Origin of the sequence: Achromobacter sp. AONIH1, from assembly GCF_002902905.1 — a bacterium.
GTDB lineage: Bacteria > Pseudomonadota > Gammaproteobacteria > Burkholderiales > Burkholderiaceae_B > Achromobacter.
This window is the reverse complement of the sequence record NZ_CP026124.1, coordinates 791,939-810,069: the sequence shown is the minus strand read 5'-3', so window position 1 is coordinate 810,069 and position 18,131 is coordinate 791,939. Positions and strand designations below refer to the sequence as shown.

Annotated in this window: 19 protein-coding genes; 6 read left to right on the top strand and 13 right to left on the bottom strand. The window is 66.8% G+C overall.

Annotated features, from left to right (window positions below; all coding sequences use genetic code 11):
* Nucleotides 1-7: 7 nt before the first annotated feature.
* The 3 genes from C2U31_RS03695 to C2U31_RS03685 form a co-directional block, all read right to left on the bottom strand.
* Nucleotides 8-931: a glycosyltransferase family 2 protein gene (locus C2U31_RS03695; protein ID WP_103271608.1), complete on the bottom strand. Its 924-nt coding sequence runs from the start codon at nt 929-931 to the stop codon at nt 8-10.
* Between the two features lie 158 nt (nt 932-1,089).
* Nucleotides 1,090-2,151 carry a dTDP-glucose 4,6-dehydratase gene (rfbB, locus tag C2U31_RS03690; RefSeq protein ID WP_103271607.1) on the bottom strand — a complete coding sequence of 354 codons (1,062 nt, stop codon included), beginning with the start codon at nt 2,149-2,151 and terminating at the stop codon, nt 1,090-1,092.
* A gap of 192 nt (nt 2,152-2,343) precedes the next feature.
* Complete coding sequence (locus C2U31_RS03685; protein ID WP_103271606.1) at nt 2,344-2,904, bottom strand: cob(I)yrinic acid a,c-diamide adenosyltransferase; 561 nt, start codon at nt 2,902-2,904, stop codon at nt 2,344-2,346.
* Nucleotides 2,905-3,114: 210 nt separating this feature from the next.
* Here C2U31_RS03685 and C2U31_RS03680 point away from each other — a divergent pair, with 210 nt between their 5' ends.
* Nucleotides 3,115-3,420, top strand: coding sequence for a copper-binding protein (locus tag C2U31_RS03680; protein ID WP_103271605.1), 306 nt, complete (start codon nt 3,115-3,117; stop codon nt 3,418-3,420).
* A gap of 141 nt (nt 3,421-3,561) precedes the next feature.
* Here C2U31_RS03680 and hslU read toward each other — a convergent pair whose 3' ends face one another.
* The 5 genes from hslU to C2U31_RS03655 all read right to left on the bottom strand — a co-directional run bounded on the left by hslU (nt 3,562) and on the right by C2U31_RS03655 (nt 8,743).
* Entirely contained in the window at nt 3,562-4,896 is a 1,335-nt protein-coding gene (gene hslU, locus C2U31_RS03675) for an ATP-dependent protease ATPase subunit HslU (protein WP_103271604.1), read from the bottom strand.
* 70 nt (nt 4,897-4,966) lie between these two features.
* Nucleotides 4,967-5,506, bottom strand: coding sequence for an ATP-dependent protease subunit HslV (gene hslV, locus C2U31_RS03670; protein WP_103271603.1), 540 nt, complete (start codon nt 5,504-5,506; stop codon nt 4,967-4,969).
* 414 nt (nt 5,507-5,920) lie between these two features.
* Nucleotides 5,921-6,385 (bottom strand): RNA polymerase-binding protein DksA, encoded by a 465-nt coding sequence (dksA, locus tag C2U31_RS03665; RefSeq protein WP_006389752.1) that lies wholly within the window; start codon nt 6,383-6,385, stop codon nt 5,921-5,923.
* A 128-nt stretch (nt 6,386-6,513) separates the two neighbouring features.
* Nucleotides 6,514-7,641, bottom strand: coding sequence for a GTP-binding protein (locus C2U31_RS03660; protein WP_103271602.1), 1,128 nt, complete (start codon nt 7,639-7,641; stop codon nt 6,514-6,516).
* Between the two features lie 598 nt (nt 7,642-8,239).
* Complete coding sequence (locus tag C2U31_RS03655; RefSeq protein WP_103271601.1) at nt 8,240-8,743, bottom strand: Fur family transcriptional regulator; 504 nt, start codon at nt 8,741-8,743, stop codon at nt 8,240-8,242.
* Between the two features lie 358 nt (nt 8,744-9,101).
* Between C2U31_RS03655 and C2U31_RS03650 the strand changes: the two genes are divergently transcribed.
* The 5 genes from C2U31_RS03650 to C2U31_RS03630 are packed head-to-tail and all read left to right on the top strand — an operon-like array spanning nt 9,102 to nt 13,547.
* Nucleotides 9,102-9,845 (top strand): metal ABC transporter ATP-binding protein, encoded by a 744-nt coding sequence (locus C2U31_RS03650; RefSeq protein ID WP_103271600.1) that lies wholly within the window; start codon nt 9,102-9,104, stop codon nt 9,843-9,845.
* Nucleotides 9,842-10,708, top strand: a complete 867-nt coding sequence (locus tag C2U31_RS03645) for a metal ABC transporter permease (RefSeq protein WP_103271599.1) — start codon at nt 9,842-9,844, stop codon at nt 10,706-10,708. The genes C2U31_RS03650 and C2U31_RS03645 overlap by 4 nt, the downstream gene beginning before the upstream one ends.
* Nucleotides 10,709-10,726: 18 nt before the next feature.
* Nucleotides 10,727-11,788, top strand: a complete 1,062-nt coding sequence (locus C2U31_RS03640; protein WP_103271598.1) for a metal ABC transporter solute-binding protein, Zn/Mn family — start codon at nt 10,727-10,729, stop codon at nt 11,786-11,788.
* On the top strand, nt 11,749-12,432 hold the full coding sequence (locus C2U31_RS03635) for a DUF1007 family protein (RefSeq protein ID WP_103271597.1): 684 nt from the start codon (nt 11,749-11,751) through the stop codon (nt 12,430-12,432). Before C2U31_RS03640 ends, C2U31_RS03635 begins: the two co-directional genes overlap by 40 nt.
* Nucleotides 12,432-13,547, top strand: coding sequence for a nickel/cobalt transporter (locus C2U31_RS03630; protein WP_103271596.1), 1,116 nt, complete (start codon nt 12,432-12,434; stop codon nt 13,545-13,547). The genes C2U31_RS03635 and C2U31_RS03630 overlap by 1 nt, the downstream gene beginning before the upstream one ends.
* Before the next feature lie 21 nt (nt 13,548-13,568).
* Here C2U31_RS03630 and xerC read toward each other — a convergent pair whose 3' ends face one another.
* From xerC to C2U31_RS03605, 5 genes are read right to left on the bottom strand one after another with little or no spacing between them, the layout of a single operon-like run.
* Nucleotides 13,569-14,555, bottom strand: a complete 987-nt coding sequence (gene xerC, locus C2U31_RS03625) for a tyrosine recombinase XerC (protein ID WP_103271595.1) — start codon at nt 14,553-14,555, stop codon at nt 13,569-13,571.
* Between the two features lie 31 nt (nt 14,556-14,586).
* Complete coding sequence (locus tag C2U31_RS03620) at nt 14,587-15,264, bottom strand: DUF484 family protein (protein ID WP_103271594.1); 678 nt, start codon at nt 15,262-15,264, stop codon at nt 14,587-14,589.
* A gap of 4 nt (nt 15,265-15,268) precedes the next feature.
* Nucleotides 15,269-16,180 carry a diaminopimelate epimerase gene (gene dapF / locus C2U31_RS03615; protein WP_103271593.1) on the bottom strand — a complete coding sequence of 304 codons (912 nt, stop codon included), beginning with the start codon at nt 16,178-16,180 and terminating at the stop codon, nt 15,269-15,271.
* A gap of 28 nt (nt 16,181-16,208) precedes the next feature.
* Nucleotides 16,209-17,102: a lysophospholipid acyltransferase family protein gene (locus C2U31_RS03610; RefSeq protein WP_103271592.1), complete on the bottom strand. Its 894-nt coding sequence runs from the start codon at nt 17,100-17,102 to the stop codon at nt 16,209-16,211.
* Between the two features lie 43 nt (nt 17,103-17,145).
* Nucleotides 17,146-18,012: a lysophospholipid acyltransferase family protein gene (locus C2U31_RS03605; protein ID WP_103271591.1), complete on the bottom strand. Its 867-nt coding sequence runs from the start codon at nt 18,010-18,012 to the stop codon at nt 17,146-17,148.
* Nucleotides 18,013-18,131 lie beyond the last annotated feature (119 nt).

The window sequence follows — 18,131 nt, the reverse complement described above, 5'->3', positions numbered from 1 at the left end:
CTTGGCCTCAAATTCTGTTGAACAGGGCTGCGGCGGCCAAGCCGATATTGCCCATTACGGTCTGGCGGTAGATGCCTGATCCCAAAACTCCCCATACGCGTGGAAAAAACGAGCGATTGCGGGCTTGGGAAAAGCAATTCAATTTGGCACGGTTTTCAGGCGACATCATGGATTGATGTGGCATGAGCGCCTCAATGTGAGTGTCGTTCCACGCTTTGAGATGCCCCTTCAGGAGCATGTTCAGGCGATACAGGCGCGCCCTCGCGCTCTTGTTTGCGCCGATCAGATTGCCGCCATGTTGTCGGTAGAGAATGGATGGGCAGCCGTCATAGTGGACGTGGCCGCCGCAGGCGCTGACCAGCAGGTAGGTCCACCAATCGTGGGCGACGATCTGAGTGTGTGGACCGGTTTTTACAAGCAGGTCTCTGGCGGCCCTGTTGAACGCCATGGTGTTGCCGCCACCTACGTTCTGGGCTAGCGCGTTCGCAAAACAAGGCTGACGTTTGAAGAGCGGGGAGTATCCGAGGGAGTTGCCGTGTTCGTCGATCAGCTGCGTCCGAGAGCAATATAGGGCAGGTACATCGTCAGGTATGCTCGCCAGCCATCGTGCCGCGCGGTCAATTTTCGCAGGCTTCCAGATATCATCTTGATCAGAAAAGAAATAGATATCCGCGTCGATTGAAGGGTTGCAGGCCAGAGACAGGAAGTTCGCGGCAAAACCCTTTTGAGGGCCTCGCCATATGGACATGCGCGCCGGACCCCATTTCTGGCGGTATTGTTCCAGTATTGCTCTTGTACCGGATCCCCGGCTGTCGTCAGACGCGTGGACTATCCAATTTGAGTAGGTTTGGGAATCAAACGAGTCCAGTTGTGCCGGCAGATAACTTTCGCCATCATATGTGCACAAGAGAATCGCTGCTGTTCGGCTCACACGGCACCTTTCTTAATCATGTAGCTGCGTAACGGCAAACAGCAATCTTGAAGAATTAAAATGGACGGCATTGGATCTGGAGTGCTGCAGGTTCTTCGCCTTTGTCCTGATGCTCTGATATTGATGGTTCTGAAAAAGGCACGCTGAATTCGCGGGAGTCAGGCGGAATACTGTTTGGAAATCCACTCTCGATAAGTGCCATTGATGATTCGTTCCACCCAGTTCTGATTGGACAGATACCACAGTACCGTTTTGCGAATACCCGTTTCAAAAGTCTCGGCCGGCCTCCATCCCAACTCGCGTTCCAGACGGGATGCGTCAATTGCATATCTCTGGTCATGACCCGGGCGGTCTTTTACGAAAGTGATCTGTTGGCGGTACGACTGCCCGTCCTTTCGGGGGCTGAGTTCATCAAGCAACGTGCAAAGCGTGTGAACGACCTCAAGGTTGGTTTTTTCGTTCCAGCCGCCGATGTTGTACGTCTCTCCTGGTCGCCCATCTTCGAGGACCCGACGGATCGCACTGCAATGATCTTTGACGTATAGCCAATCCCGGATCTGTTGGCCATTGCCATAGATCGGCAATGGCTTGTCAGCGAGCGCGTTGTGAATGACCAGAGGGATCAGTTTCTCGGGGAAATGATACGGGCCATAGTTATTCGAGCAGTTGGTTGTAAGTACCGGCAGGCCATACGTATGGTGGTATGCGCGCACAAGGTGGTCGCTGGCGGCCTTGCTGGCGGAGTAAGGGCTGTTGGGCTGGTACTGATGTGCTTCCGTAAACGCCGGCTCGTCTTGTCTTAGCGAGCCATAGACCTCGTCCGTTGAAACGTGCAGGAATCGGAATGCACCACGGGCTGCGCCCGTCAGCCTTCCCCAGTATGCGCGGACAGCTTCCAGCAGCTGGAACGTGCCGACGATGTTCGTTTGAATGAATTCGCCAGGCCCGTGTATGGAGCGATCGACGTGGGATTCGGCTGCGAAATTGAGAATGGCCCGGGGAGCATGCTCTGCCAGCAGGCGGCTGACCAATTCAGCGTCACCAATATCCCCCTGCACCAGTTGATGCGCGGGGTCGTTCCTCACCGTAGCGAAATTCTCCGGGTTGCCGGCGTAAGTGAGCTTGTCCAGGATGATGACGGGCTCTCGACTTGCTTGCAGCCAGTCCAACACGAAGTTGGAACCGATGAAACCGGCCCCACCAGTAACAATGATACTCATTCTTGTATGACCCTTGAGCAGCCTGCCGGCATTCAGCCCTGTTCCCCAGTATTCTGTAATTATGCCGCAATCATGGCGTGAATTTTTTTCCAGAGATTGCAGGTGGCGTCGTCACATGTAAGCGTCTGTCTTCGCGACTCAGAAGAGCATGGCCATGGTATGTGTGCCTTGTGGCGCTGGCGAGGCGCGTATTTAGGGCTTCTGCCGGGAATGCGCGCTGGCCCAGAATACGTCGGACCGACCTTGCGCGTGGTTGACATGTCTTGCCAGCACGAACATCAGGTCCGACAGCCGGTTCAGATACTGCCGCACCGGCGGATGGATGGCCTCTTCGTGCGCCAGAGTCGCCACCGCGCGTTCGGCGCGGCGGCAAACCGTGCGCGCTACATGCGCCTGGGCTGAGGCACGGGAGCCGCCTGGCAGGATGAACTCGCGCAAGTGCGGAAGCTGCGCGTTGTAGTGCTTCAGCCGTTCGTCCAGCCACAGGATTTGTGCCGGTGTCACTGCCGCATGACCCGGTATGCACAGCTCCGCGCCCATGTCGAACAGATCATGCTGGATCGCCAGCAGATCCTTGGCCACGTCTTCCGGCAGCGTTTCGGTCAGCAGCAGGCCGATGGCGCTGTTCAGCTCATCCACGTCGCCCAACGCCGCGATGCGCGGCGCATCCTTGGCGCAGCGGGAACCGTCCCCCAGTCCGGTGGTGCCGTCGTCCCCGGTGCGGGTGGCGATGACGGATAGGCGGTTGGCCATGGCGGCTCCTGTAGTCGGTGACGAAGCGTTAGGGAATCGACGGCTTGGTAAGCCCGCGCCGGGTTCGCCGGGGCGCGCCGCAAACAAACGTCGGAATTGTTGCGTAATCGGTGGGGAACTGTTGCCTGCGGGCGCTATCCTAGCATTGTGGAAAGCGCGTTCGCGGCCTCGGTCCGGCGCAGGCTTTCGTTGCTACAGGAGGATGAGTCCATGGCTTTCAACCGCAGATACGCCACCCCCATGGCGATCGCCACCGCGATGGCGGTCGTGTCCCTGGCCACGCCGCTGGCCTTTGCCCAGCAGGCCGACGCCAGCGGCGAGGTGCGCCGCGTCGATCCGGCCGCCGGCAAGGTGACCATCAAGCACGACGCGATCAAGGCGCTGGACCTGCCGGCCATGACGCTGGTGTACGAGGCCGATCCGGCGCTGCTGGCCAAGATCAAGGCCGGCGACAAGGTGAAGTTCACCGCCGAGCGCAAGGATGGCAAGTATGTGGTGACGGCGATCAGTAATTGAGCGGGGCCAGGCCCGCTTGTGGGCGACCCTTCGCCAACAGAGCTATCAAACAGAACTCGCAAGCAGAAAAAAGCCCGCCGCGAGCGATCGCGGCGGGCTTTTCGTTGGACGGTTGGGGAACGGCCTGGGCCGCTCCTGGCCTTACAGCACGTAGCGCGCCAGATCCTGGCTGCTGGCCGCTTCGGCCAGTTGCGCGTTGACGTAGGCGGCGTCGATCTTCACTGTCTTGTCGCTGGTGGAGGTGGCATCGAACGACAGCTCGTCCAGCAGCTTCTCCATCACCGTGTACAGGCGGCGGGCGCCGATGTTCTCGGTGGTTTCGTTGACGTCGTAGGCCAGCTCGGCCAGGCGGCGCACGCCTTCCTCGGTGAACTCCAGCTCCAGGCCCTCGGTGGCCATCAGCGCGGTGTACTGCTTGGTCAGCGAGGCGTCGGTGGACGACAGGATGCGCACGAAATCCTCGGCCGACAGCGAATCCAGTTCGACGCGGATCGGGAAGCGGCCCTGCAGCTCGGGGATCAGGTCGGACGGGCGCGACAGGTGGAAGGCGCCCGAGGCGATGAACAGGATGTGGTCGGTGCGGACCATGCCGTAGCGGGTGTTCACCGTGGTGCCTTCGACCAGCGGCAGCAGGTCGCGCTGCACGCCCTGGCGCGACACGTCGGCGCCGCCGGTTTCCTGGCGGGCGGCGATCTTGTCGATCTCGTCCAGGAAGACGATGCCGTTCTGTTCGACATTGTTGATGGCGGCGGTGCGCAGGTCTTCCTCGTTGATGCGCTTGGCCGCTTCCTCGTCGACGATCAGCTTGAAGGCGTCGCGCACCTTCATCTTCTTGGGCTTGGTCTTGTCGCGGGCCAGGCCGGCGAACATGCCGCGCAGCTGCTCGGCCATTTCTTCCATGCCGGGCGGCGTCATCACGTCCATCTGCGGCGCGGCCTGGGCCACTTCGATCTCGATTTCCAGGTCGTCGATCTTGCCTTCGCGCAGGCGCTTGCGGAAAGTCTGGCGGGCGCTGTTGTCCTCGCCGCGCTCGGGCTCGCCCGACACGCCGCGGGCCGGCGGCACCAGCGCGTCCAGTATGCGGTCCTCGGCGGCGTCCTCGGCCTGGGTGCGCACGCGGCGCATTTCCAGCTCGCGGGTCTGCTTGATCGAGTATTCGGTCAGGTCGCGGATGATGGTGTCGACGTCGCGGCCGACGTAGCCCACTTCCGTGAACTTGGTGGCCTCGATCTTGATGAAGGGCGCGTTGGCCAGCTTGGCCAGGCGGCGCGCGATCTCGGTCTTGCCCACGCCGGTGGGGCCGATCATCAGGATGTTCTTGGGGTGGATCTCGTGGCGCAGCGGCTCGGCTACCTGCTGGCGGCGCCAGCGGTTGCGCAGCGCGACGGCGACGGCGCGCTTGGCGCGGTCCTGGCCGACGATGTATTTGTCGAGTTCGGAGACGATTTCTCCGGGCGTCATGTTGGATGCGGACATGAGAGCGGGTCCTTCGGGCTAGGCGGGGCTGGGGGCGGCGCGGCGCTGTGGGCGCGCCGCGCGGCGTGCGTCATTCGCCCAGCGTTTCGATGACGTGGTTCTGGTTGGTGTAGATGCACAGGTCGCCGGCGATTTCCAGCGACTGCTTGACGACGGCCTCGGGTGACAGCTCGGTGTTGCGCAGCAGCGCCAGCGCGGCCGACTGGGCATAGGCGCCGCCCGAGCCGATGGCCGCCAGGCCGTGCTCGGGCTCGAGCACGTCGCCGTTGCCGGTCAGTACCAGCGTGTGCTCGGCGTCGGCCACGATCAGCATGGCTTCCAGGCGGCGCAGCACGCGGTCGGTGCGCCAGTCGCGGGTGAGTTCGACCGCCGCGCGCATCAGGTTGCCCTGGTGTTTCTCGAGCTTGGCCTCGAAGCGCTCCTGCAGCGTGAAGGCGTCGGCGGTGGCGCCGGCGAAGCCGGCCAGGATCTTGTCGTGGTACAGGCGGCGGATCTTGCGCGCCGTGCCCTTGATGACGATGTTGCCCAGGGTGACCTGGCCATCGCCGCCCAGTGCGACGCGGTTGCCGCGACGCACGCACACGATGGTGGTGGCGTGAAATTGTTCCATGCGTTCCTTCCTTTGAAAGGACTAGCTGGGGGCGGGCCGGAAAAATTCAAGGCGCGGCAAGGCGGCCGGGAAAAGACAAAGACCGGGCGGCACAAGGCGCGCCATCGAGCCGGAACCGCCGCATGGCCATCTTCGTTCCGGAAAAAGAAAAAGGCCATGCCGGAAACCAGCATAGCCTTTCAGCACGACGGACGGATTACGGAACGTATCTGCAAAACCACCCTGTCACTCCCCCAGCCACTTCCGACGCATGCAGCCGATGCCACTTCATCGGGGCCGCACGGAGCCGGCTTTGCCGGTCCGTAGCGGCGCCCCCTTGAGGGGGAAGCGCGTAGCGCTCGGGGGTGGGTCTAAACCTTCTGGTTCGTAGCGGTGCCCCTGGGGGAAGCGCGTAAGCGCTTCGGGGGGGCAAACTCAATCGCCGTAGAGTTTTTGACGCATTTCGCGGCGTTCCTGCGCTTCCAGCGACAGGGTGGCCGTGGGGCGGGCCAGCAGGCGGGGGATGCCGATGGGTTCGCCGGTTTCCTCACACCAGCCGTATTCGCCGCTGTCGATGCGGGCGATGGACTGTTGCACCTTCTTGAGCAGCTTGCGCTCGCGATCGCGCGTGCGCAGTTCCAGCGCGTGTTCTTCCTCGATCGTGGCGCGGTCGGCAGGGTCCGGCACGAACTGGGTTTCCCGCAGGTGCTCGGTGGTCTCGCCGGCGTTGGCCAGGATGTCCTGTTCGAGTTGTTTGAGCCGTTCCTTGAAGAACGCCAGCTGGCGTTCGTTCATATAGTCGGACTCGGGCATGGCCAGCAATTCTTTTTCGCTGGGCAGATCAATCGCCGTATCGCTCGTCGACTTGCTTGATTTCTTGGTTGCTGCCTTGGTAGCCATGTAAACACTCCACTATGAATCGATCCTGGCGCGGGATCCCTTCCCGGTTCGTGCTGCCTTTTGCCTACGCTATTCGTACCTCACAGTACTGCCTTCGTCGCATCGCGTCACGTATCCAGGACGGGGGTTTACCCCGCCAGGCACTGCTCCAAGCCCCGGGTGAAAATTTCCTGGGGCAGCTTGCGTCCGATGAAGACCATCTTGGTCGACGGTTTTTCGGCCGCGGTCCACGGCTTGCCGGGTTCGGCGCCCATCATCATGTGCACGCCCTGGAACAACATGCGGCGGTTGATGCCCTTCATGTACAGGATGCCCTTGTAGCGCAGCAGGTCGGGACCATAGACCTGCACCACGCCGCCCAGGAATTCTTCCAGGCGGGCCGGATCGAACGGCTTGTTCGAGCGGAACACGAAGGCGCCGATCTCGTCGTCGTGCTGGTGGTGATGATGGTGATGGGCATGATTGCAATGCGCCCCGCACTCGCCGTCGTGCTCATGATCGTCGTGATCGTGGCCATGGCCATGATCGTGGCCGTGGTCATGCCCGTGAGCATGGTTATGGGCGGCGTCGGGGTGCTCATCGGCCAGGAAGTCCGGGTCGATGTCGAGAATGGAATTCAGGTTGAAGCCGCTGATGTCGATGATGGACTTCAGGTCCACTTCGCCGAAGTTGACCGGCGTGATCGGCGCGCGCGGGTTCATGTGCACCAGGCGGTTGCGCAGCGCTTCGTAGTCGGCTTCGTTGACCAGGTCGCGCTTGGAGATCAGGATGCGGTCGGCGAAGCCGACCTGCTTCTGCGCTTCGGACTGTTCGTCCAGCGTGACCATGCCGTGCTTGGCGTCGACCACCGTCACCACCGCGTCCAGGCGGTAGTACTCGGCGATGTCGTCGTCCATGAAGAAGGTCTGGCACACCGGGCCGGGGTTGGCCATGCCGGTGGTTTCCAGGATGACGCGCTCGAAGTTCAGCTCGCCGGCCTGGCGCTTGGCGCGCAGGTCGGACAGCGTGCGCATCAGGTCGCCGCGGACCGTGCAGCAGACGCAGCCGTTGGACAGCTCGATGATTTCCTCGTCGCGGTCCTGCACCAGCAGGTCGTTGTCGATGCTTTCCGGTCCGAATTCGTTTTCGATGACCGCGACGCGGCGGCCATGGAATTCGGTCAGGATGCGCTTGAGCAGGGTGGTCTTGCCCGCACCGAGAAAGCCGGTGAGGATGGTGACGGGAACCATTTTGTCCAAACTGCGCGGGGTGTTCATGGCGAAGCTGCTTGCGTGAAGTTAAACAGACAGGGACTGGGCGGGCGGCCCAGCGGCGCCGCCTGCGGCGACCGCCAAGTGGGCGTGCCGGTGGATGTGAGCCGATCTTTCGCGGATTGCCGGCACTGTGACTGCCAGGACGCGGTGCGTCTCCTGGCCCGCCAGGGCCGCCAAGCCGGCGCTGCGATCGGTGCAGCCACCTGCCGGATGTCGTTCTGCCACGGGCTGCGAAGGCCGCCAATGGCGACCGGACGCAGGATTACAGCACAGTCGGGGGCGGGGGGCAAACCCCCGGAATAACCCGGGGCCGGAGCCCGGCCAGATCGGGGCTGTACGCCGTCAAGTATCGGGCGATACCACTATTTGGGGGCGGTTTGCCCGGTTTCAAGAGTAGGGGAGGCCATGGGAAGGTTCACCCCCGAAGCGCCTGCGGCACTTCCCCCCAAGGGGCGCCGCTGCGGACCGGCGGAGCCGGCTCCGCGCGGCCGCGTTTGGGGGAAGCCTGTGCGATGCACGCGGCGGCTATTGGGGTGGACGCAGATTGCAAAATAAAAGGGGCGGATTGTCCGCCCCTGTCGCTGCCCTTGCCGGACGGTGCTCAGTGCCGGTGGTTGTGGTGGCCGGCGTCGGCGGGCTGCTTCTGCTGGCACTGCGGGCAGAGCGCGCGGATCTCGGTTTCGTGGGTGGCCAGCGTGAAGCCGGTCTGGGCCACGCGTTCTGCCAACTGGCGGCTCATGGCGGGATCGGACAGCTCGGCCACCGCCCCGCAGCCGGTACAGACCACCAGCAGATCATGCGGCGCGCCGCCGGCGTCGTGGCAGGCGCTCCAGGCATTGACGGCGTCCAGGCGGTGGACCAGGCCCTCGTCCATCAGGAAATCCAGCGCCCGATAGACGGTCGGAGGCGCCGCGCCGGGGTGCACTTCGCGCATGGCGTCCAGCAATTCGTAGGCCTTCAGGCTGCGGCCGTGGCGCAGCAGCAGTTCCAGCACCTTGCGGCGGATGGGCGTGAGGCGGCGTCCGCGCTGTTCGCACAGCGCCTCGGCGACGCTGAGCTGGGCGCCTACGGTGTCACTGCGGGGAGAGCGGGGCGTAGCGGGCATGGCGGGCGATATCTATCAAGGGGTGAAGCACGCGCGCCGCGCGCGCGATGGCTGGAAGGTAGCAGAAAACCTCCAGATGCGGGCGGGTCCGGGAAAATCCAAGTCGATTGGTTATGATATAATATAACAGAAACTGGTCTGAACTCAGCTTCTCCCGGCTTCGCCGCCCGCCGCCTTTTCCTGTTTTTCGCCGTATGTCCCACTTCACGCTTCTGCCGCCGAGGCCGGGCGCCACGCCCTCGCGGCGTCTTGTCCGCTCCGCTATCCTGGCTTCCGCATGGCGCCGCATGGCCGGTGCGGCGCTGGCTGCTGGCGGCCTGTGGGCGCTGACCAGCTGGGCGCTGGGTTGGTGGGGCGCATGAGCGCCGCACTGTCGTCCGGGGCCGCCGCCGGCGCCGCCATCGAACTCGACCAGATTTCCTTCGGCTGGCACGGGCATCCGGTGCTGCGCTCCGTCTCCGGCAGCTTCGCAGCCGGCGGCATGACCGCGGTGGTCGGTCCGAACGGCGCCGGCAAGTCCACGCTGATCAAAGGCATCATGGGCGTGTTGCCCCCGATGGCCGGTACCCTGAGAATCGCTGGCGCGGGCCGCGCCGATCTGGCGTGGCTGCCGCAGGCCGCCGAGCTGGATCGCAGTTTTCCCATGACGGTGCTGGAGCTGGTGGCGATGGGCGCCTGGCGGCGGGTCGGCGCCTGGCGCCGCTACCGTGGCGAGGAACTCGACGGCTGCATGCAGGCGCTGGAGACCGTGGGCCTGGCCTCCGAGGCGGGCCGCAGCCTGGATGCCTTGTCCGGCGGCCAAATGCAGCGCGCGCTGTTCGCGCGCATGCTGGTGCAGGACGCACCGGTGCTGCTGCTGGACGAGCCCTTTGCAGCCGTGGACAGCCATACCGCCGATCAGCTCATGGCGCTGCTCTGCGGCCTGCACCAGCAGGGCCGCACCGTGATCGCCGTGCTGCACGACCTGGACGTCGTGCGTGGCCATTTTCCGCAATGCCTGCTGCTGTCCGGATCCGTTGTGGCCTGGGGCCGCACGGAAGAGACCTTGAGCGAGGCGCATCTACGCGCCGCGCGCGAGCGGCAAGGCGGGAGCCTGGCATGACGCTGGCCGGTTGGATCGTTTCGCCGTTCCTGGACTACGGCTTCATGCGGCGCGCCCTGGCCGGCGCCTGCGCATTGTCGCTGGGTGCCGCGCCGTTGGGCGTGTTCCTGGTGCTGCGGCGCATGAGCCTGATGGGCGACGCCATGTCACATGCCATTCTGCCGGGCGTGGCGGCGGGCTTCCTGCTGTCGGGGCTGTCGCTCTGGGCCATGATGCTGGGCGGCATTCTGACCGGCCTGGCGGTGGCGCTGCTGTCGGGCCTGGTGGCGCGGCTCACGCCGCTGCGCGAGGACGCGAGCTTCGCCGCCTTCTATCTGATCTCGCTGGGCCTGGGCGTGCTGCTGGTGTCGCTGCGCGGCTCCAACATGGACCTGCTGCACGTGCTGTTCGGCACCGTGCTGGGGCTGGATGACGATGCCCTGCTGCTGGTCACGGGCACGGCCAGCGTCACGCTGCTGGCGGTGGCCGCCATCTACCGCCTGCTGGTGGCCGAATGCCTGGACCCGGGATTCCTGCGCGCCAGCGGCGGCGCGGGCGGCTGGGTGCACATGGGCTTCCTGGTGCTGGTGGTGGTGAACCTGGTGGCGGGCTTCCAGGTGCTGGGCACGCTGATGGTGGTGGGGATGATGATGCTGCCCGCCGCTTCGGCCCGCTTCTGGGCGCTGTCCGCCGCGCGCCAGATTCCGCTGGCGGCCGGGCTGGGGCTGTTCTCGTCCGTGGCCGGCCTGCTGGTTTCCTATCACTTCAATGTGCCCGCCTCGCCCGCCATCATCCTGGTCGCGGGCGGCTGTTACCTCCTTTCCATCGTCGGCGGCCCGCGAGGCGGGCTGCTGCGGGCGCGCCGTCTTGCCGGCCGCGCCTGATTCTTCCGGAGATCCGCCATGAACGATTTCATCTCCGCGCCGCGCCGGCGCGCCCTGCTGGCCGCCGCCGGCCTGTGCCTGTCCGCCGCCCTGACGCCGGCCTACGCGGCCGAACCGCTGAAGGTGGTGGCCAGCTTTTCCATCCTGGGCGACATCGTGCGCGAGGTCGGCGGAAAGGATGTGAGCGTGAGCACGCTGGTCGGTCCCGATGGCGACGCCCACGAATACGAACCCACGCCCGCCGATGCCAGGAAGCTGGCCGGCGCGCAGTTGCTGGTCGTCAATGGCCTGGACTTCGAGGCCTGGCTGCCGCGGCTGGAAAAGGCCTCGGGCTTCGCCGGCAGGAAGGTGGTGGCGTCCGAAGGCGTGACGCCACGCAAGTTCGCCGGCGGCGGGCATGATCATGGCCACGACCACGACCACGACCACGACCACGACCACGACCACGACCACGACCACGACCACGACCACGACCACGACCACGACCACGACCACGACCATGGCAAAGGCGATGCCGATGGCGACAAGGGCGGGCACCATCATCACCACGGCGACGCCGATCCGCACGCGTGGCAGAACCTGGCCAACGGCGCGCGCTACGCGCGCAACGTGGCCGAGGGCCTGGCGGCGGCGGATCCCGCCCATGCCGACGCCTATCGCCAGCGCGCGCTCGCCTACGGCGCGCGCATCGAGAAGCTGGACGCCACGATCCGTCAGACCTTCGCCGCGATTCCCGCCGAGCGCCGCAAGGTCGTCACCTCGCACGATGCGTTCGGCTATTTTGGCGACGCCTACGGCGTGACGTTCATCGCCGTGGCCGGCGTGTCCACCGCCGCCGAGCCGTCGGCCGCCGACGTGGCGCGCATCATCGAACAGGTCAAGCGCGAGCGCGTGCCGGCCGTGTTCGTCGAGAACATCACCAGCCCCCGACTGGTGCAGCAGATCGCGCGCGAAACCGGCGCGAAGGTGGGTGGTACGCTCTATTCCGATGCCCTGTCCAAGCCTGGACAGCCCGGCGCCACCTACCTGGAAATGTTTGAATGGAACGCACGCCAACTCGCCGCGGCCTTGCAGCCCTGAGCGTCGCCGCCGGCCTGCTGGCGGCTTCGACCGCCAGCGCGCATCCCCACATGTGGATCGACGCGCGCGCGGTGATCGACCTGGACGCGGACAAGCGCATCACCGCCGTGCGGCAGGTCTGGCGATTCGACGAGATGTTCGGCGCCTACGCCACGCAGGGCCTGAAGCGAGGCAAGGACGGCTCGCTGTCCGCCGACACGCGCGCCGGCATGGCGCGCGACTGGATGAAGGCGCTGGGCGAGCCGATTTCGCATTACTTCACGCGCGTGTCCGTGGACGGCAAGAGCGCGGCATTCGCCGCGCCGCGTGATGCGCGCGTGGACTGGGACGCGAAGGCCGGCCGTCTGTCGCTGGCCTTCACGCTGCCGCTGGCCGAGCCCATGGCGCTGGGCGCGGACGGCGCGCAGATCGACATCTATGACCCGACCTATTTCGTCGCCTATGCGTTCGACGAAAAGGACGCGGTCTCGCTGGGCGGGCCGCAGGCCGCGGCCTGCAACCGGGCCTACCGCAAGCCCAAGGAACTGGATTGGAAGACCATGCAGCAGTTGGCCGCGATTCCGGCCGACCCGGACGCGCTGCCGGAAGAACTGTTCGCCATCACCAAGGGCCTGACGCATCGCATCGAGGTCCGCTGCCCGTGATGCGGCCGGCCGGCACGTTGCGCGCCTGGTCTCCGATCCTGGCGCTCGCGCTGGCGGCGCTGCTGGCGTGGGCGGGGCCGGCCTGGTCCCAGTCCGCGCATCCTTTCGGCGTGCCCGAGAGCGGCGGCGGCATGGCCGGCCCGGGCTGGCTGGCGGGCTTCTTCGGCCAGGTCTCGGCCTGGCAGACGCACTTTTACCGTCAGCTGACCGGCGCGGTGCGGGCCTGGCAGGCCGAGGGCGGCGCAGCCTGGGCGCTGGCGGGCCTGTCCTTCGCCTACGGCGTCTTCCACGCCTTGGGGCCGGGGCATGGCAAGGCCGTGATCTCCTCGTATGTGCTGGCCAACCGGCAGACCGCGCGCAACGGCGCGCTGCTGGCGTTGTTGTCGTCATTGATCCAGGCGCTGGTGGCGATCGCGCTGGTCGCCGTGCTGGCGCTGGTTTTCGATGCTACGGCGGCCGTCATGAATCAGGCGACGCGCTGGCTGGAGCTGGCCTCGTATGCGCTGGTGACCTTGCTGGGTGTCTGGCTGGTCTGGCTCAAGGCGCTGAGGCCATTGCTTCGGCGGAGGGCCGATGCGCGGCGCACGGCGCCGCCTGCCGTTCAGGCACCGGCCGCATCCCCGCCCAAGGGTGCTGCGGCGCTGCGGGCAATCGCCGTGCGCGTGTCGGCGCCGGGCGGACAGGGCCATGCAACGACGCATCATCACGAGCATGATCACGTCCATCACGAGGACTGCGGTTGCGGCCACGCCCATGCGCCGGCGGCGGAGCAGGTCGCCGGGCCGATGAACTGGCGGCGCGCCGTGTCGGCCATCCTGGCGGTCGGGCTGCGGCCCTGCAGCGGCGCGCTGATTGTGCTGGTCTTTTCGCTATCGCAGGGATTCTTCGCCGCCGGCATCGCATCGGCCCTCGCGATGGGCCTGGGAACGGGGCTGACGGTCGCCGGGCTGGCCTGCCTGGCGGTGGCCGCCGGCGGCGCGGCCAACCGGCTGGGCGCGCGCCTGTCCAGCGCCGGCGCGGCGCGGCTGCGCTACGGCGTCGAGGCCTTGGCGGCCCTGGCGGTGCTGTTGCTGGGCATTCTGCTGCTGGGCGGGATGCTGGCCGGCGGCGGTTGAGGCGTCCGCGAACGGACGCCGTCAGGACTTGCGGCCGGCGCGCGGATGCGCCTGATCGTAGGCCTTGGCCAGATGCTGGAAGTCCAGGCGCGTGTAGACCTGGGTGGTGGAGATGTTGGCGTGGCCCAGCATTTCCTGTACGGCGCGCAGGTCCTGGGCCGATTGCAGCACGTGGCTGGCGAAGCTGTGCCGCAGCACGTGCGGATGCACATGCGTGGGCAGGCCGGCCTCGCGCGCCACGCGCGCCAGCTGCAGCTGCACTACGCGCGGCGAGATGCGGCGGCCGCGCGCGCCCAGGAACAGGGCGGCGGCATCCTCGGGCGCGGCGCTGAAGGGCATCAGCTGCGGCCGCGCCGCGATCCACTTGCGCAGGGCCGCCAATGCGGCCTGGCCCACGGGCACCGAACGGCGCTTGCCGCCCTTGCCCAGCACCACGACCTCCGCTTCGTCCAGGTTGAGCCAGCCGCGCGACTCGTATTGCGCGGAGCGTTCATAGCGCAGGTCCAGGCCGACCAGTTCGGACAGCCGCAGGCCGCTGGAATAGAACAGTTCGAACATGGCCTGGTCGCGCAGGGCCGCCGGTTCGTTGGCGACCTGGGCGGGCGCGCGGTCCAGCAGTGCCTGGGTCTGGTCCACCGACAGCGCCTTGGGCAGGGCGCGCGGGGCCTTGGGCGCGCGCACGCCGGCCACCGGATTGCCGGCCATGTCCATCGCTGGCGCCCACCATTTGTAGAAGCCGCGCCAGGCGGCCAGCGTGCGGGCCAGGCTGCGCGGGCCGCGGCCCTGCGCGTGCAATCGCGCCACGAATTGGCGGATATGGCCGTTGGCCAGCTTGTCCAGCGGCTGGCCGGCCTTGCCGGCCAGTTCGTGCAGGAAATGCAGTTCGCGGCGGTAGCCGGCCAGCGTGTGCGGCGAGTAGCGGCGGTTGGCTTCCAGGTGCCGCAGCCAGTCCTGCATGGGACCGGGCAGCGGTTCGGACGGGGCGTCGGCAGTGTCGGCTTGCGTCATGGCGTCATCCGTCGCGTCCGCCGGGGCGGCGCTAGGCCTTGGGCGCGGCCGGTTCCAGGCGGTGCAGGGCCGCCGAGGCCAGCTGGCCGATGGATTCCAGGAAGGTGGTGCCCATGTCCGGGCTGAAGCGTTCGGCGTCGTCCGAACCCAGCACCAGGAGGCCCACGCTGGGGCCGTCGGCTTCCAGGCGCAGCGGCACCAGGGCCAGCGACTTGGGCTTGGCGTCCAGCCAGGCCACGGCCTCGAAGCCGGTGTCGGTGCCGCAGTACGGCGCCTTCAGGCTGTCGGCGAAGGCGCGCAGGTCGGCGCTCACTGGTTCACCGTAGCCATTGTCGGGCTGCCCGGACAGGTTCCACAGGCGCAGCGCGACATGGTTCAGGTCGAACTGTTCGGCCAGGCCCAGCGCGATCTCGCCCGGCACGCGCTGCGGCTCGGATTCCGACAGCAGCCGGCAGCACCACTTGGCGATGTGCGCGCCGATGCTCTCGCTGGCGCTGGCGTTGCGCACCAGCTCGTTCATGCGCCATTCCAGCTCGCGGTTGCGCTCGCGCAGCGTCATGATCTGGCGTTCGCCCAGCGAGATGGCGCGCGAGCCGTGCGGGTGCGGCACCTGCAGCGTGGCGAAGACCTCGGCGTGCTCGTCGAAGAAGCCGGGATGTTCCTGCAGGAAGGCGGCGATGTCTTGGGCGGTGAATGCGGTATCGGTCATGGGGTCAGCGGTTCAGCGCCATGGAAAAGACGAGCTTGTCGATGTCGATCTGCCCGGAAAATACGGATTCGGCCGGGCCGGTCATGCGCAGTTGCGCACCGTCCCAGGCCACGGTGAGCACGCCGCCGCGCGCCTGGACGCGTACCGGCGAATCGAGCAGGCCGCGGCGGATGCCGGCGGCCACTGCCGCGCAGGCGCCCGTGCCACAGGCCAGCGTCTCGCCGGCGCCGCGTTCATGGACGCGCAGGCGGATGTTGTTGCGGTCCACGACCTGCATGAAACCGGCGTTGACCCGGCGCGGAAAGCGCGCGTGCGTCTCGACCAGCGGGCCGATCACGCCGACGGGGAAGGCGTCCACGTCGTCCACCACCTGCACCGCGTGCGGGTTGGAAATGGCCACCGCCGATACCTCGACCGAGCGGGGCAGGCCGGCGGGGGCGTCCAGTTCCAGCGCCCAGAGCGTGTCCTGGCCTTGCTGGCGCGAAGCCAGGCCGGCAGTGTCGAAGGGCAGGGCGGACGGCTCGAAGCGTGTGCTGCCCATGTCTACGGTGACCTGCTCGTCGTCGCCTTCGTCCAGCACCAGGATGCCGGTGGAGATCTCGGCGCGCAGCGGGTTCTTGTCGGACAGGCCCTGTTCATGCACGAAGCGCACGAAGCAGCGGGCGCCGTTGCCGCAATGCTCGACCTCGCTGCCGTCGGCATTGAAAATGCGGTAGCGGAAATCGGCGTCCGGCCGGGTGGCGCGCTCGACCAGCAGGATCTGGTCGGCGCCGACGCCGAAATGCCGGTCGCCCAGCGCGCGGGTGCGCTCGGGCGTCATCTCGATGGTCTGGCGCACGCCGTCCAGGACGACGAAGTCGTTGCCCGCGCCATGCATTTTGGTGAAGTTCCAGTTCATGGCGGGATTATCGCCCATTCCCGGGGGCGCGGGCAGGCGGGCGGCCTCAGTAGATCTTGGGCTCGCCGGGCGGACGGGTCTTGAAGCGGCGGTGCACCCAGTAATACTGGCTGGGGCAGCGGCGCACCCAGGTTTCCAGTTCGCGGTTCAGGCGCGCGGTGGCTTCTTCCAGGGTGTTCTCGCCGGGGAAGTTCTCCAGCGGCGGCAGCACCTCGGCATGATACTTGCCGGTCTCGGGATTCCAGAAGTCCAGCACCGGCAGCACGGCGGCGTCCCACTTCTTGGCCAACTGGGCCGTGGCCAGCAGCGTGGCGGCCTGCACGCCGAAGAAGGGCACGAACACCGCGCCCTGGCGGCCGAAGTCCATGTCGGGCAGGTAATAGACCGGGCGCGGCGCGCGCAGATGGCGCACCAGGTCGCGCACGCCATCCTTGCGGCTGACCAGGAAGACCTCGTTGAAGCGGGCGCGGCCGGCGGCGACCAGCGCGTCGATGTGCGGGTCGCTCTGCGGCGTGTACATGGTGGCGGCGCTGGGCACCTCCATGGTCAGTCGCGTGGCGGCGGCGTCCAGGCCGATGAAGTGCGGCGCCAGCAGGATGACGGAACGGCCCTGCGCGGTCAGGTCGTTGATGCGTTCGGAGCCGCTTTCGGTGACCAGCTCGCGCACCGCCTCGGGCGTGCCGTACCAGAGCACGCCTCGGTCCACGATCGACTGCGCCAGCGCGCGGAAATGCTCGGCGACCCAGCGCTCGCGCACCGCCTCGGGCTGGTCGGGAAAGCACAGCTCAAGATTCTTGCGCACGATGCGCACGCGCGACTTCGCCAGCTTCAGGGCCAGCCAGCCGAGCGCCGCGCCGACGCGCAGCCGGGTGGACGGCCGCATGCGGCCGAACCATTTCATCAGGGTAACGAGCGTGCGTGTTTTCTTGGGATTGCTCATGGCGGAAGAATGAATTGCCGGGACGGCGGAGCGGCGTTCCGGCTCAGCCGGCGGTCGGGGTCGCGTCGGCCTGCGGGGCCGGCGGCGCCCCGCGCGGCGTCTTGTAGCGGTTGTAGCTCCACAGATATTGCTCGGGGCAGCGCCGGATCAGCGTTTCCATGGCGGCGTTCAGCAGCGCGGCCTGGGCTTCGGGCTCGGCCGGCAGCGGCTCGGGCACGCGCACATAGTGGATGCGCCAGCCACGGCCGCCCGGCAGGCGCTCGCCCGCGGTCAGGATGATGGGCACGCCCGTTTGCGTGGCCAGCTTGCCCGGCAGCGTCATGGTGTAGGCCATGCGTCCGAAGAAGGGCGCCCAGACGCCGTCGCCCACGCCGGGCGCCTGGTCGGGCAGCATGCCCACCGATTCGCCACGGCGCAGCGCGCGCACGAATTCCCGCACGCCTTGCATGGTCGCGGGCACGGCGTTGACCGCCGAACTGTTGCGCGCCGTTTCGAGCAGCGGCGCCAGGATGTCCTTGCGCGGCGGACGGAACATCACGGTCATGGGCATCAGCCGCGCCAGGTAGCGGGCGGTGATCTCGAAACAGCCCAGGTGCGGCGTCAGGAACAGGATGCCGCGGTTCTCGGCGCGCGCGGCCGCCACCACCTCGTTGTCGTCCGACACCACCTGGGCCAGGCTCTGCTCATTGCGGAACCATACCCGGGGCATTTCCAGGATCATGGCGCCGGCCTGGGCCGCGGCCCGCCGGGCGAAGGCCGGATCGGGGTAGCCCGCCTGGGCGGCATTGGCCTGCAGCCGGCGCCGGTACTTGCCCGGGCAGGCATAGACCAGCCGTCCGGCCAGGCGGCCGAGCGCATGCGCGGCCGGCAGGGGCAGGGAGGCGAACAGGCGGAAGAGGGCGAGAAGCATGCGGCAAAGGGATAAGGTCGGGCATGGTCGTGCCGGTGCTCGGAAGATCGGGTCGGACCCCCGGCAAAGCATCAGACCCGCATTTTCGCTTAAAATCGACTGGTCGCCGAGTTAACCGA

What these genes read in the sequence shown, in the direction of transcription:
- hslU (WP_103271604.1), bottom strand. Translation starts at nt 4,896, where the DNA reads ATGTCCGCATCCAACATGACGCCCGGAGAAATCGTCTCCGAACTCGAC.
- xerC (WP_103271595.1), bottom strand. Translation starts at nt 14,555, where the DNA reads ATGACGCAAGCCGACACTGCCGACGCCCCGTCCGAACCGCTGCCCGGT.
- C2U31_RS03660 (WP_103271602.1), bottom strand. Translation starts at nt 7,641, where the DNA reads ATGAACACCCCGCGCAGTTTGGACAAAATGGTTCCCGTCACCATCCTC.
- hslV (WP_103271603.1), bottom strand. Translation starts at nt 5,506, where the DNA reads ATGGAACAATTTCACGCCACCACCATCGTGTGCGTGCGTCGCGGCAAC.
- C2U31_RS03685 (WP_103271606.1), bottom strand. Translation starts at nt 2,904, where the DNA reads ATGGCCAACCGCCTATCCGTCATCGCCACCCGCACCGGGGACGACGGC.
- C2U31_RS03640 (WP_103271598.1), top strand. Translation starts at nt 10,727, where the DNA reads ATGAACGATTTCATCTCCGCGCCGCGCCGGCGCGCCCTGCTGGCCGCC.
- C2U31_RS03680 (WP_103271605.1), top strand. Translation starts at nt 3,115, where the DNA reads ATGGCTTTCAACCGCAGATACGCCACCCCCATGGCGATCGCCACCGCG.
- dapF (WP_103271593.1), bottom strand. Translation starts at nt 16,180, where the DNA reads ATGGGCGATAATCCCGCCATGAACTGGAACTTCACCAAAATGCATGGC.
- C2U31_RS03650 (WP_103271600.1), top strand. Translation starts at nt 9,102, where the DNA reads ATGAGCGCCGCACTGTCGTCCGGGGCCGCCGCCGGCGCCGCCATCGAA.
- dksA (WP_006389752.1), bottom strand. Translation starts at nt 6,385, where the DNA reads ATGGCTACCAAGGCAGCAACCAAGAAATCAAGCAAGTCGACGAGCGAT.
- C2U31_RS03605 (WP_103271591.1), bottom strand. Translation starts at nt 18,012, where the DNA reads ATGCTTCTCGCCCTCTTCCGCCTGTTCGCCTCCCTGCCCCTGCCGGCC.
- C2U31_RS03645 (WP_103271599.1), top strand. Translation starts at nt 9,842, where the DNA reads ATGACGCTGGCCGGTTGGATCGTTTCGCCGTTCCTGGACTACGGCTTC.
- C2U31_RS03630 (WP_103271596.1), top strand. Translation starts at nt 12,432, where the DNA reads ATGCGGCCGGCCGGCACGTTGCGCGCCTGGTCTCCGATCCTGGCGCTC.
- C2U31_RS03610 (WP_103271592.1), bottom strand. Translation starts at nt 17,102, where the DNA reads ATGAGCAATCCCAAGAAAACACGCACGCTCGTTACCCTGATGAAATGG.
- C2U31_RS03655 (WP_103271601.1), bottom strand. Translation starts at nt 8,743, where the DNA reads ATGCCCGCTACGCCCCGCTCTCCCCGCAGTGACACCGTAGGCGCCCAG.
- rfbB (WP_103271607.1), bottom strand. Translation starts at nt 2,151, where the DNA reads ATGAGTATCATTGTTACTGGTGGGGCCGGTTTCATCGGTTCCAACTTC.
- C2U31_RS03635 (WP_103271597.1), top strand. Translation starts at nt 11,749, where the DNA reads ATGGAACGCACGCCAACTCGCCGCGGCCTTGCAGCCCTGAGCGTCGCC.
- C2U31_RS03620 (WP_103271594.1), bottom strand. Translation starts at nt 15,264, where the DNA reads ATGACCGATACCGCATTCACCGCCCAAGACATCGCCGCCTTCCTGCAG.